At 68.6% G+C, this 14,331-nt stretch carries 8 protein-coding genes; all 8 read right to left on the minus strand.

The features are described from left to right. Positions 1-109: 109 nt before the first annotated feature. The 8 genes from BUB20358_RS19435 to BUB20358_RS19470 all read right to left on the minus strand — a co-directional run bounded on the left by BUB20358_RS19435 (position 110) and on the right by BUB20358_RS19470 (position 14,331). Positions 110-958, minus strand: coding sequence for a fimbria/pilus chaperone family protein (locus tag BUB20358_RS19435; protein ID WP_035973930.1), 849 nt, complete (start codon positions 956-958; stop codon positions 110-112). 45 nt (positions 959-1,003) lie between these two features. Then, positions 1,004-1,555 (minus strand): DUF1120 domain-containing protein, encoded by a 552-nt coding sequence (locus tag BUB20358_RS19440; protein WP_035975220.1) that lies wholly within the window; start codon positions 1,553-1,555, stop codon positions 1,004-1,006. 10 nt (positions 1,556-1,565) lie between these two features. Then, a complete protein-coding gene (locus tag BUB20358_RS19445) occupies positions 1,566-4,124 on the minus strand; it encodes a fimbria/pilus outer membrane usher protein (protein ID WP_223296976.1) in 2,559 nt (852 codons plus the stop codon). 955 nt (positions 4,125-5,079) lie between these two features. Continuing rightward, entirely contained in the window at positions 5,080-6,096 is a 1,017-nt protein-coding gene (locus BUB20358_RS19450; RefSeq protein WP_035973928.1) for a transglutaminase family protein, read from the minus strand. Further along, positions 6,090-8,696, minus strand: a complete 2,607-nt coding sequence (locus tag BUB20358_RS19455; protein WP_045552254.1) for a circularly permuted type 2 ATP-grasp protein — start codon at positions 8,694-8,696, stop codon at positions 6,090-6,092. Before BUB20358_RS19455 ends, BUB20358_RS19450 begins: the two co-directional genes overlap by 7 nt. A gap of 190 nt (positions 8,697-8,886) precedes the next feature. Further along, positions 8,887-12,309: a transglutaminase family protein gene (locus BUB20358_RS19460; RefSeq protein WP_035973926.1), complete on the minus strand. Its 3,423-nt coding sequence runs from the start codon at positions 12,307-12,309 to the stop codon at positions 8,887-8,889. An 88-nt stretch (positions 12,310-12,397) separates the two neighbouring features. Further along, on the minus strand, positions 12,398-13,381 hold the full coding sequence (locus BUB20358_RS19465; protein WP_006765728.1) for a transglutaminase family protein: 984 nt from the start codon (positions 13,379-13,381) through the stop codon (positions 12,398-12,400). Between the two features lie 8 nt (positions 13,382-13,389). Further along, positions 13,390-14,331 carry an alpha-E domain-containing protein gene (locus tag BUB20358_RS19470; protein WP_006765727.1) on the minus strand — a complete coding sequence of 314 codons (942 nt, stop codon included), beginning with the start codon at positions 14,329-14,331 and terminating at the stop codon, positions 13,390-13,392.

A 14,331-nucleotide genomic window follows, 5' to 3' on the forward strand; every position in this document is an offset into this window, starting at 1 on the left:
ATATGGAATGACCCAAAATCGGACGGAACAAATTCTATTTTTCAGTGATCCGAATTTATATAGAACAAGTTCTAAATTCGACGCCGATCACCGGGCGAACTTCCAAAAGTCAGCGCGATGCCGCGCCGCTCGGTGCGACACTCGCATCGCGGCCGTCCGTCGGCGTTTCGATCCGCGCGTCGTAGAGATCGGCCATATAGCCGTAGCTGGTCGCAGGCTGAAAGCGGATCGACGTCGCGCCCGGGAAGAGCTTCAGCATCTCCTCGACCTCGGCCTTCGTCTCGGCCGTCACGTCGGCATTCTTCTGCGCCGGCTTGCGCGGCGCACCTTTTCGCTTGTCGTCCTTCGGCATCATCACGTACGTCGACTGACCGGGCAGCATGTAGGTGTTCGGCAAGTACGCCTGCTTTTTCATCGGAAGCACCTCGACGGTCGCGCCCAGGCGCACGACGTACGGGCTCGCATTCACGACCCGCAACTTGCCGTCGACGGCTTCCCACTTCAGCAGCTTCCACGGTTCGCGATTCACCGCGAGCCCCTTCGGATGAATGATCACCGGCAGGTTCTGACGGACGCGAATCGCGACGACGCTCGCGTCCGGATCCTTGCGCTCGCCGATGCTGTCGAACACCACGCGCGCGAGCCGCTCGGTCTTCAGCGGCGTCTTGTTCGTCAGGATGAAACGCACGAGCTGCGTCTGGCCGGGATCGACGCGTGCGACGGGCGGCGTCACGGTGAACAGCTTCTCCTGATCGTCGGGCACGTGTTCGATGATCGTGTACAGCAGCGCCGACTTGTCGTCGGTGTTCCGGACTTTCATCGTCGCCTCCCCGACCGCCTCGTCGATCAGAACGACGGACGTTTCGGGAACCATGCCGGCCGCGTGCGCGGACGCGCCCGTACCGACGGTCAGAAAGAGCGGCAGCAGTGCCGACAGCAAACGTGAAAGACGAGACATGAGTAACTCCATACGGTTAAGGAAGGCGAATTGAACGGAATGCGCTCACGGCGCGGCAACGACACTGAAGCGAGGCTCGGACGTGACGGTGACCTCGCCGTTCAGCGCCGTCTCGGCCGCCCGGAACGCGTCGATCCGGATCAGCACGTCGAGACGTCTGCCGGCTGCCGGACGGTCGGCGTCGTACGGCACGAGCGTGTCGCCCGGCCGGAAAGTCTGCGGGACCGGCGCGACCGCCGTCGCGCTGCCGCTTCGCGCGAGGCCCGCGAGCACGTCGCGTCCGTCGAGCGCGACGCGCGTCACGGTGATCGTGTAATCGGCCACGTTGCCGAGGCGGATGCTGCCGTCCGGCGACGGGATGCCGTCGAAGCGAATGGCCGTCACGTCGGCCTGCCGGCACTGCACGGCGATCGCGCGATTCGTCGACGCGACCGGACGGCGATCGGCGCCGCGCGCCGCGCCGACCCGGTCACCGAACACCCGCCCGAAATCGACGTTCGGATCGTTGACGGTGATCGCGCATTGTTCGGCGCGGGCGAGCGTCATGCCGCCCAGCACGAGCGTGGCGGCGATGGCAAAAGCACGAATCGTGTTCATCGGATACTCGTCAAATGGCAGGTGGATCGGCATCGCAGGTCGCGTCGATCCGGGCGACGGTCGGCGCCGCGCTCGGTCCGTCCGGCGCCTGAAACCGCAGGCTGCAGCGGCCGCCGCCGGGCAGGCGCGCGACGAGCGACCCCGCCGGTTCCTGGTCGAGATAGACGACGCCGTCGCCGACGGCGGTCGTCACGTAGTTGTCTTCGGCATCGCGAATCGACGAGCCGACAGGCAGCGGAGTCCCGTCTCGCAGGCGCACGTCGAGCAGCATGCGTTTGGTCCTGCGCACCTCGATGTCGATGAAATTGACCGACCCGCGCCCCGCATTGAGTTCCGCGTAGCCGTTCTTCACGTCCACGTCGCGCGGCAGCGTCTGCGTACGGACGACCGTGCTGACGTCGGTATAGGCGGGAATGGTGCCGATCACGGCCTTGCCTCGCGCGTCGGTCCACACGACGCCCGCCGGCGTGCTGATGCTCACGCCCGACAGATCGCCGGTCGACACGATGCCGAACGTATCGCCGATGCCGTACGGCGACAGCGTGACGCCCTCCTTCGTCGCGACGATTCCGCCCTGAACCTGCGCGGACAGCGAGCCGCTGTTGCGCTGCGCCGAGCCGCTGACCGACACCTGCGTGTAGCGCGGGCGCAAGCTGAGCGTCGCGAATCCGCGCTCGCTGCCGCTGGCCTGCCCGCGCTCCGCGCCGACGTTGTAGCTGACGACGTCGTTGACGGTCTGGCTCGCATTCACGCCGCCGCGCAGCATCCCGCCGTTGCGCGTCACATAAGTGCTCAGGTGAACGGGCCCGAGCGGAAAGCTCAGCGACGCGTAGATCGCCGTGTCGTCGCCGGTCGTACCGCGGCCGAGCGAGCGGTCGACGTTGATGGACAGGCTCGCGCGCCCGAACTGGCGATTCCACGATGCGGCGACGTGCTGGCCGGAGAAGCCCGCATAGGTCGAGAAGCGGTTGAACGACACGGACAGCGCACCGAACCGGTTGCTGTTCCAGCTCGCGGCGCCCGACATCACGTCGCGTATCCGGTAGTTGCGCATGATGTCCCAGTACACCGAGCGGCGAACGGTGTCGGGCACGTCGTACAGCGTGTCGGACAGCGTGCGGAAGCCGACGCTCTGCCGGTTCGCCTGCACGTTCAGCGAGACGTCGCGCGGAAGTTGCGCGGACAACGACAGCCCGACGCTCGCGCCCCGCTCGCCGAGCGCCGGCGAACGACTGATCTGCGCGTTGGTTCCGACCGATACGCTGTTTCCGAACAGCGGCATCGCGTGGTTGACGCCGACGGCCTGATGACGGGAAGACACGACGGCCCCGGCGACCACGCTCGATCGCCGGCCGACGTTCCATCCCTTCGCGACAGAAATCACGACCGGACGCGCCATTTCGGTCGGCCCGCGATACTGGTACACGCGTCCGACGGCCAGCGACAGCCCGGCCGGTGCGCCGCGAGGCGCGACGAGCGACGCAGGCAACACGGTAAAGCGGCGCTTGTTGTTCGCGTCGTCGATCAACGTGACCTCGACCAGCGACGAACGGTCGATGAGCGTCACGTTGCGCAACAGGAACGGTCCGGCCGGCACCAGCGTCGTATAGAGCAGAATGCCGGCTTGCCGAACCTCGACGCGCGACTGCTGCGTCGCGACGCCGCGAATCGTGCTGCCGCTGTCGACGGCCGCAAGCGCATCGTCGGGCATCAGTTGCACGCCCTCGATCGGCATTCCGCTGACGACCGGGTTGCGAATCGCGATCTGTCCGAACTGGACCAGATAGCCGGTTTCGACGTCGGTTTTCTGCGCGAAGACGTACGGCATCTGGAATTCGGCTTGGCCCTGCTGGCGCCAGTACGACTGCGCGCTGCGCACGATCCAGTCGCCGACATTGAATCCGGCTTCGGTATCCGCGGACACGAACGTCGCGGTACGGCTGCCGCTCGATCGACTGCCGCCCGCCACGACGTTGTAGTTGAGCATCGCTCCGGCTCCGCCCGACGATGCGTTGTCGCCGGGACGCGGCCGCGTCAGCGCATCGGCAGGCACGACGATCTCGACCAGATCGCGCGACGAATCGGCATTGACCTCGGTCTGCGGTTGAAACGAGCGATAGTCGTAGCAGTTTTCGGCGATCGGACTTGCCGACGATCGTCCGGGTAACGCGGCACGGCTCGCGTCGCGGGCGACGGCTCGCTCCGTGTCGCTGCCGCGCGACCGCGCATCGCCGACGGGCGGCTCGGGCGCACCGTCTACCGCAGATTCGGGACGCAGCGGGCTTTGTCCGCTCAGGAACGCCAGCACGCTGCGCCGCCGCCGTGGCGCCAGTTCGTCGGGCAAGCGCAGACGCGCACGTGCGATCAGCGTGCGATCGAAGCAGACGTTGCCGTGATCGTCGAAGCGGACGTCGACCGTGCCGCGCGGCTGACCGTTGACCGACAGCGACACACGATGCACGCCGCCGACAAAACGCGGCTTTTCCGCAAAGTACTGCGCGAGCGCCGGATCGAGGCCGCGCTCCTTCAGTGTCTCGATGTCGAAATCGACGCTTGCGTCGGACGTCACCGTTGCTCGCTCCGACGGCGTGCCGGCAGGCGCCGGCACTGCGTGGCAATGCGCGCTGCTCAACGCAGCTACGCAGGCGACGACAAACCCGAAGAATTTGATACCGCGGGTGGCAGCGGTGCGTACGGCACCGACTTCGTATCGTGGAGCGCCTGACAGGCGGTAATTCCGATTCACGGCGCGTCGACTTCAAAAGATTCACTGACGATTTACAACATTCGCCCGAATTTTTTCATGGCGCGCGCACCGCACAAATAATACGAGTTCGAAATGGTTTTCAAGAAATCGGAGATTCGTCCCAATCAACTTCTATCGCACTTACAGCCCAGAATATCAGGACATAGTGCATGTCAATTTTTAATATAGAAAAACACCTCGAATCGAAAACAATAAAGAGATATAACGAAAGACGCTATTGACGTATTCCGATCATATATCTCCGGATCGGCGAATGACGAAGTCGCTCTATCCGGTGACGCAAGCCAATCCGGACTTACGGACTTGTCGGTCATATCTGCTCACGATCGGACTTGTTTCACCGGACATTCGGCAGGCAGAGTCGCCCGTTGCAATGCCGGCGTCGAAATACGGCACCGCGTAGTCGTGCGGCGACCGCGCAGCTATCGCTTCGTGGAGTTCGGAAATATGGAAATGCGCGAATGCGCTGCGTGCATGCGTGCGTAAACGGGCGCCGCATCCGATACGGACTGCGTTCCACCCGACGCCGTAGCGGCGGACCGCCGCGTCACGACCGACGACGCATTGGCACACGCGACTCGAACGACCGGACCCGAATGCGGATGGAATGCGGATCGCACGCGAAGCGGAATACCGAGCGGAAACCCCACCGTGCAACAGTGCGAAAGCAGCCGACGTGTATATCAGAGCTGTCGCCGACGATGCCGCCGCCCGCCCATCGCGCACACGGTCCTCGCTGCCAATCGGCAGCGTGCGCTCAACCGTCCAGCGGCTCGACCGTCACCGCGACCTTCAGCTCCTGCCCCGCGCCGCCGCCGCGGATCACGCCGCGCAGCGGCGCCACGTCCGCATAGTCGCGGCCGATCGACAGCATCACGTAGTCGTCGCCGGGCGCGCGATCGTTGGTCGGATCGAGCTGCAGCCAGCCGCCGTCTTCGGGCCATGCCGGGTCGTACACGGCGGCCCACGCATGCGATGCGTCCGCGCCGATCAGGCGCGGCTGCCCGGGCGGCGGCTGCGTGAGCAGATAGCCGCTCACGTAGCGCGCGGCGAGTCCGAGCGAGCGCAGCGCGCCGATCATCACGTGCGCGAAGTCCTGGCACACGCCGTTGCGCAGCCGCAGCGCGTCGAGCGCGGTCGTCGTGATGTCGGTGCTGTTCGGCGTGTACGCGAAGTCGGCGTGGATTCGCCGCATCAGGTCCCACGCCGCCTGAACCAGCGGCCGCCCCGGCGTGAAGCTGACGGCCGCATACGCGGCGAGCTCCGGATCGCACGGCACGTGCGGCGACGCGAACATGAACTCGCTCGCCGCATCGTACGGCTGCCCCGCGCGAAACCGCAGGCGCTCGCGCACGGCTTCCCACGCGGTCGCGTGCGCGGCGCCGGGACGCGCGATCGCCGGCGGCGGCGCGCCGCGCACGCCCTTCGACCACACGGGCGCGCTCACGCGCACGGTGCTGCAGCTGCGCACGAACAGCGCATCGTGCGGCTGATTCAGCGCGAACGACGCGCGCGCGTTGCCGAACGCGTCGACCTCGTTGCCAACCGATTCCGGCGCGGGCTCGATGTCGAGCGAGAACGACAGCAACTGCTGGCGCGGCGTCGCGAGCGGCTGCAAACGCGCCTGATGCTGCGCGGATTCGACGCGCGCCGCGTAGCGGTATTCGGTGTCGTGCGTGACGCGCAGCAGCCGGCCGGGCGCAGCGGTCGCCGCGGACGGCGTCGCGTTGCCGGCGCCGGCGGGCGTCTTCGCGGCGTGCTTCGACGTCACCATAGCGTCCTGCCCGCCTCGCGCACGTGGCTGAAATAGCGTTCGCCGATCCGGTTCGACAGTTCCCCTACGGCCTTCGCGGTCGTATCGAGCGCGGCGAGCAGCGCATCGTGCCGGCCGTCGTCGCCGGTCTCGCACAGTTCGTGCAGCGACCATGCGGATACGTCCGGAATCGTCTCGGCCAGTTCGGACAGCGCGTAGCCCTCGCTGCGCTCGACCTTCGTCAGCCGGCCGCGCAGCGCCTGCACGACCCAGCCGAGCGAACGCGGGTTGTCGGTGTCGAGCACGACGAGCGACAGCAGCGGCGCGACGTCGAAGCCGCGCTGGAACCGCGAGCGGAACGTGATCGTGCTGTCGAACAGTTCGAGCACGAGTTCGAAGCCGTCCTGCCGATGCACGGCGCCGTCGTCGAACGCGAAGCGCAGCACGCTGCACAGAAAATCCAGCCGGTCGATCTGCCGGCCGATCGACAGCAGCCGCCAGCCGTCGTCGCGCGTCATGTTGTCGGTCTGCGCGCCGGTGATCGCGCCGAGCAGCAGGCCGAGGCGTTCGAGCAACTGCAGCGCTTCGTTGCCGATCTGCTCTTCGGCTTCCGGATGATCGGCGCTGTCCGCGAACAGCTGCGTCGCGTCGTCGATCAGCCGCCACTGGTCGCTCGACAGCCGCTCGCGAATCGCGGCGGCCGCGCCGCGCATCCCGAACAGGCACGCGGCGATCCCCGACGTGCGATCCGCGCCGCGCGTGAGCGACGTCGCGAGCGCGTGCTGGAACGCACGTGGCGCATCGACCGCATTCGGCGCATCGGCCGCGACCAGTCCCGTGTCGCGGCACAGCGCGTCGATCAGCTCGAGGTGCGCGGGGCTGTCGACGTCGTCTTCGCCGCGCAGCCGTTCGAGCGCCGCGCGCGCGAGGCGCATCAGGTTGGTCGCGCGCTCGGTGTAGCGGCCGAGCCAGAACAGGTTCTCGGCCGCCCGGCTCGCGATCGCGCGCGGCCGCTCGACGAGATCGTCGGGGCCGAGACGCGTCTGCAGCAGCGTCGTCGAATCGACGATGCCCTCGGTCATCACCCACGTATCGACGGTGCTGCCGCCGCGCGGCATCGGCGCATTGAACAGCGTGTCGCGCGTGCCGACCCGCGACAGCCCGCCCGGCAGCAATCGCCAGCGCTGCGCGCCGTCGGCGAGCGCGAACACGCGCAGCAGCAGCGGCTTCGGCACGATGCGCGCGCTGCCGTTGCCGTCCGGCGCGTCGTGCGCGCGCCACGTCGGCGCCTGCGACAGCGGCAAGTCGGCCTGTACCGTGTACTGTTCGGGCCGCGCGAGAATCCGCGCGCGCCATTCGGCGAGCTGCGCGTGCGTGAGCCGCGCGCCGATCACCGGTTCGAACGCGCCAGCCGCCGCGCCGTCGGCCGGATACGATGCGCGCACGATGCTTTTCGCGAGCTGCGGCAGCGCGTCGTCGCACGCGGCCGCTTCGCCGCACCACCACGAATGCACGGCGGGCAGCGTCAGCGTCTCGCCGAGCACGGCTTCCGCGAGGCGCGGCATGAAGCCGAGCATGCCCGGCGACTCGAGGAAGCCGGAGCCCGGCGCATTCGCGAGCAGCACGTTGCCGGCCCGCACCGCCTGCAGCAGCCCCGGCACGCCGAGCAGCGAATCGGGGCGCAGCTCGAGCGGATCGAGCCACGCGTCGTCGACGCGCCGCAGGATCCCGTGCACGGGCTCGAGCCCGCGCAGCGTCTTCAGGAACACGTGGTTGTCGCGCGCGGTGAGGTCGCCGCCCTCGACGAGCGTGAGCCCGAGGTAGCGTGCGAGATACGCATGCTCGAAATACGTCGCGCTGTGCGGCCCCGGCGTCAGCAACACGATCCGCGAATTGCGGCGCGCCGGACTGAGCGCCTGCATGCTGTGCAGCAGCGATCGATACGCGGACGCGAGCCGCTGTACGCGCAGCCCGCGAAAGCCGCGCGGAAAGAGCCGCGACACGATCAGCCGGTTTTCGAGCAGATAGCCGAGACCGGCCGCGCCCTGCGTGTGCTGCGCGACCATCCGCCACTGGCCGTCCGGCCCGCGCGCGAGATCGAACGCGACGACGTGCAGCCACGTATCGCCCGGCACGCGCGCGCCGCGCATCGCGCGCAGATAGCCGGGATGTCCGGTGACGAGCGCGGGCGGCAGCAGCCCGCGCGCGAGGATCGTCTGCGGGCCGTAGAGATCGGCCATCGTCGCGTTGAGCAGCCGCACGCGCTGCAGCACGCCGCGCTCGATCGCGACCCAGTCCTCCGGCGTGACGATCATCGGCAGCAGATCGAGCGACCACGGGCCGGCCGCGCCGTCGCCGGCGCGCTGTTCGTGCAGCTGATAGAACAGGCCGTTCTCGCGCATGCGCCGCTGCAGCGCGTCCGCGCGGCGGTCGAGATCGGCGACGCCGTCGCTGCCGATCGCGGTGAAGAAGCTGCGCCACGCGGGCGCGAGTGCGGGCGCGTGCAGGCCGGCCGCACTGCCGCGCAGTTCGTCGTAGCGGCCGGCCGCGGCCGGCGCGGCGAGCGCGGCGGCCAGCTCGGCAGCATCCGGTTGTGCGCCGGTATCGAAGAGCGTGGGCATCGCGTCGGCGAGAGCGTCGGGGTGAATGGGCGGCACGGTGTCGTTCCGTCGTCAGCGGGCGGGCGCGCACATGCGTGCCCGGATCGGCAGGCCGCGGCGGGCGGCCGCAGCCTGCCCGCATCCTAGCACTGCGGCCGGCGCGCCGCGAGGTCGGAAGCCGTGCATCGTGGTCGGTCTCGTCATCGGCCGGTCAGGGCCGCCGCAGGTCGAGCGTGAACGGGAATTCGCGGCTCGGCGCAGCGGCCGCGACGTCCATCCGCCCCGGCGTGTGTCCCATCGCGACGAAGCGCGCGAGCCGGCGGCTTTCGGCTTCGTATGCATTGACCGGAAACGTCGCGTAGTTGCGCCCGCCCGGATGCGCGACGTGATACCGGCAGCCGCCGAGCGAGCGCTGCAGCCATGTATCGACGACGTCGAACGTAAGCGGCGCATGCACGCCGAGCGTCGGGTGCAGCGCCGACGGCGGCGACCACGCCTTGTAGCGCACGCCGGCGACGTATTCGCCGGCGGTGCCGGTCGGCTGCAGCGGCAGCGCGCGGCCGTTGACGGTCACGACGTGCCGGTTGTCGTTCAGCCCCGTCACGCGCACCTCGAGCCGCTCGACCGACGAATCGACATAGCGCACCGTGCCGCCCACCGCGCCCTCCTCGCCCATCACGTGCCACGGCTCCAGCGCGCCGCGCAGCGTCAGCTGCATTCCGTTCACCGCGATCTGGCCGAACAACGGAAAGCGGAATTCGAAGTGCGGCGCGAACCACGCGGTGTCGAACGCGAAGCCGGTGTCGCGCAGCTCGTTCAGCACGTCGTCGAAGTCCATCTTCACGAACGCGGGCAGCATGAAGCGGTCGTGCAGCGCGGTGCCCCAGCGCGTCAGCGGCGTCGTGTACGGCGCGGCCCAGAAGCGCGCGATCAGCGCGCGCAGCAGCAGCTGCTGCACGATGCTCATCCGGGCGTGCGGCGGCATCTCGAACGCGCGCAGCTCGAGCAGGCCGAGCCGGCCGGTCGGCGAATCGGGCGAATACAGCTTGTCGATGCAGAACTCGCTGCGGTGCGTGTTGCCGGTCACGTCGATCAGCAGGTTGCGCAGCACGCGATCGACGAGCCACGGCGGCGTCGGCTGACCGCCGTCCGCATGACGCCGGATCTCCGCGAACGCGATGTCGAGCTCGTACAGCTGATCGTTGCGCGCTTCGTCGACGCGCGGCGCCTGGCTCGTCGGCCCGATGAAGAGTCCGGAGAACAGGTACGACAGCGACGGATGGTTGTGCCAGTACGCGATCAGGCTCGCGAGCAGGTCCGGGCGGCGCAGGAACGGGCTGTCGGCCGGCGTCGCGCCGCCGAGCACCACGTGATTGCCGCCGCCGGTGCCGACGTGGCGGCCGTCGACCATGAATTTCTCGGTCGAAAGCCGCGACTGCCACGCGGCGTCGTACAGAAATTCGGTATGGCCGACGAGCTCGTCGAAATTCGCGGCCGGATGAATGTTCACCTCGATCACGCCGGGATCGGGCGTCACCTGCAGCACCTTCAGCCGCGCGTCGCGCGGCGGCGGATAGCCTTCGAGCACGATCTTCACGCCGAGCGCGTGCGCGGTCGCCTCGATTGCGGCGAGCAGGTCCAGATAGTCGTCGAGTGCGGCAAGCGGCGGCATGAACAGATACAGGATGTCGTTGCGCACCTGCGCGCACAGCGCGGTGCGCGTGATCCACGCGGCCGATTCGAAGCGTTCGGGATACCGCGATGCGCGCGCGCCGTGCTCGTCGTCGCACAGTCCGTCGTCGCGCCACTGCATCACCGTCTGCGCCGGCGCCTCGCGATGCACGCCCGGCACGTAGCGCGGCGCGGCGCCCGCGTCGGGCGACGCGGCCGCGCCGCCGTAGCGCGCGCGCAATGCGGCGGCGTCCGGCAGCGCGTCGGACGGCGCGAACGGATCGCGTTCGAACAGATGCGGATAGTCGCCAGCGGCGACCCACGGCAGCGAATCGAGCGGCAGCCGGTAGCCCATCGGAGAATCGCCGGGCACCAGATACATCCGCTCGTCGCGGAAGAACCACGGCCCCGTCTGCCAGCGCGGGCCGTCGAGCGCGGGCGCGCCGTCCGCGCGCCTGATCGGCAGCACGTAGCCGACCACGCTGTCGAGCCGCCGGTCGAACACGTTGCGCAGCCGCGCGCGTTCCAGCTCGTCGTCGACGCGCGAATCGAACGGATCGACGTTCACGGGCAGCCGGCGCTCGCGCCACAGGTAGTACCAGACGTCTTCGTAGCCGGGCCGGATGAAGTCGCCGCTCAGGCCGAGACGTGCGGCGAGCGCGTCGATGAAGCGCTTCGCGTCGTCGGTGCCCAGCGCGGACGGCTCGCGCTCGTCCGCGAACAGCGACGGATCGTCCCACACCGGCTGGCCGTCCGCGCGCCAGAAGATCGACATCGCCCAGCGCGGCAGCTGTTCGCCCGGATACCACTTGCCCTGCCCGACGTGCAGAAAGCCGCCGCGCCCGTATTCGGCGCGCAGCCGCTGCACGAGCTCGGTCGCGTAGCCGCGCTTGGTCGGGCCGAGCGCGTCGGTGTTCCATTCGGCGCCGTCGCGGTCGTCGATCGACACGAAGGTCGGCTCGCCGCCCTGCGTGAGCCGCACGTCGCCGGCCGCGAGCGCGCGGTCGACCTGCGTGCCGAGCGCGCGCACCGCATCCCATTGCGCATCGTCGTACGGCTTCGTCACGCGCGGCGATTCGTAGACGCGCGTGACCGTCATCTCGTGCTCGAACGCGACTTCGCATTCGTCGATCAGCCCGTCGACCGGCGCGGCGCTCGTCGGCTGCGGCGTGCACGCGAGCGGAATGTGCCCTTCGCCGGCGAGCAATCCCGACGTCGGATCGAAACCGATCCAGCCGGCGCCCGGCAGGTACACCTCGCACCATGCGTGCAGGTCGGTGAAGTCGACCGACGTGCCGCTCGGACCGTCGAGCGACTTCACGTCCGGCACCAGCTGGATCAGATAGCCGGACACGAAGCGCGCGGCGATGCCGAGATGCCGGCACAGCTGCACGAGCAGCCAGCCGCTGTCGCGGCACGACCCCGAGCCGAGCTCGAGCGTTTGCGCGGGCGTCTGCACGCCCGGCTCCATCCGTACCAGGTAGCGGATGTCGCGCTGCAGCCGCTGGTTCAGCGCGACCAGGAAGTTCACGGTGCCGGCCGGCGTGCGATCGACGCCGTCGAGATACGCGCGAAACGCGGGCGATGCGCTCGTCTGCGGGTCGCATGCGAGATACGGCGCGAGTTCGACCTTCAGCGCATCGTCGTAGCTGAACGGATACTGCTCCGCGCTGCTTTCGAGGAAGAAGTCGAACGGGTTGTACACCGACATCTCGGCGACCAGATCGATCGTGATGTCGAAATGGTCGGTGCGTTCGGGAAACACGAGCCGCGCAAGATGGTTCGAGAACGGGTCCTGCTGCCAGTTGATGAAGTGCCGTGCAGGCTCGACCGTCATCGAATACGCGACGATCGGCGTCCGGCAGTGCGGTGCGGGACGCAGCCGCACGACCTGCGGGCCGAGATTGACGAGCCGGTCGTAGCGATAGCGGGTGGCGTGGTGCAGCGCGACGTGGATGGGCATGGGAGCTCGGGTCGGGGGTTGGGTCGGCCGGCGCCGCGTCGGCATCGACGCGGCGCGCACGGCACGGCGGTTGCGGCGAACGGGCGCGTCAGACGAGTTCCGGCGACTGCGCGACGCTGATGTCGACGCCGACGGCGGTCGCGCCGATTCCGGTCACCGGCTGCGCGTCGCGGCAGTCGAGCCCGACCGCGATGCGCACGTAGCGCTCGTCCGGGCAACGGTTCATGAACGGATCGAAGCCGACCCAGCCGAGCCCGTCGACGTGCGCTTCGGCCCACGCGTGACCGGCCGGCGGCCGCATCAGCGCCACCGGCTGCGGCTGTGCGCCGAGCGCCGCCTGCAGATGCGCCGGCCCCTGCGATTGCGACTGCGCGGCATGCGATGCGCCGAGCATCTGCTGCATGCCGTCGCCGCTCTGCAGCGCGAGCGCTTCTTCGCGTTCGCCGCCGGCGCTCTGCTTCGCGTCGGCGATGCGCTGCATCGCGCTGTCGGCCAGCACGTAGCCGGAGATGTAGCGCGCAGGGATCTTCAGCGCGCGCGCGGCCGCGATGAACGCATGCGCATGGTCGCGGCTCGTACCCTCGCCGCTTTGCAGCGCCGTCTCCGCGTCGACGGGCGCGTCGGCCGCGTTCGGCGCATACGCGATGCGCTCGTGCACGGCCGTCATCAGCCAGTGCAGCGCATCGAGGCTGCGCGGCTCGATCGGCAGCGCGGCGGCCAGCTCGCGCACGACGTCGCCTGCCTTGGTCAGCGCGGTTTCGCGCTCGAACAGCCACGGCGGCGCATAGCCGTCCGGATGGCCGACGATGCCCGCCCGGTCCTGCGTGTCGACGACGCCGGCCGCGACGACGACGATCTCCGGCTTCGCGCCGCGATCGTGCCGCACGAGATCGATCCGGTTGCCGAACCCGTCCTCGTACGCCAGCGTCGGCTCGACGCCGTCGATCGTGACCTGCCACGCGCGCACGGTCTGCCCGGGCCCGGATTGCGGGCGCAGCCGCAGACGCTGCAGCGCGTGCGTCGCTTGATCATCGAACTGGTAACGCGAGATGTGTCGAATGGCGAGTCGCATGGCGAGCCTCAGTTGAAGTTGTATGCGTCGGCGATGTCGATCCCGAGGCCGTTGTTGCGGCCGATGAAATCGGTCAGGAATTCGTGCAGCCCGCTCTTGAAGATCCGCTCGACCGACGTGTCGGACAGCATCTGCAGGATCTTCGTCGCCGTGTCGTGACACGGATGCGTGACGCCGTAATCCTTCGCGAGCAGGTTCAGGCTCGACACGACGCGCCCGTAGCAATAGCGCAGCGAGCGCGGCATGCGGCCGTTCAGGATCAGGTAGTCGGCGATGTTCATCGGCTTGTACTGCACGTCGTACACCCAGCGGTACGAACGGTGCGCGGCCACGCAGCGCAGGATCGTCTCCCACTGGTAGTTGTCGAGGATCGTGCCGACGTGCGACACCGACGGCAGCAGCAGGTGGTATTTGACGTCGAGGATCCGCGCGGTGTTGTCCGCGCGCTCGACGAACGCGCCGATCTGCGCGAAATCGAAGATCTCGTTGCGCAGCATCGTGCTGTAGAAGCTGCCGAGAATCAGCGCGGTTTCGCGCTTCACCTCGTCGAGCACCGCCGGCAGCCCGCTTTCCGGCACCGGCTGAGCGAGCGCGCGGCGCAGCGCGAGCCACGCGCCGTTCACGCTCTCCCATGCCTCGCGCGTGAGCGCCGTACGCACCATCCGCGCGTTCGAGCGCGCGGCTTCGATGCACGACAGCACGCTCGACGGGTTGTCGTGGTCGCGCAGCAGATAGTCGGTCACCGTATCAGCCGCGTACGCGTCGTATTTCTGCCGGTAGCCGGCGTCGGCGCCCGAGCTGACGAGCACCGACGACCATTCGGCCGGCGCGTCGGACGTGCGCGTGAGCGCCATCCTCAGCCCGGCATCGACGATGCGCGCGATGTTCTCCGCGCGCTCGATATAGCGGTACATCCAGTAGAGCCCGCTCGCAGTCCGTCCCAGAAGCAT

The organism is Burkholderia dolosa (assembly GCF_902499135.1).
Taxonomy (GTDB): Bacteria; Pseudomonadota; Gammaproteobacteria; order Burkholderiales; family Burkholderiaceae; genus Burkholderia; species Burkholderia dolosa.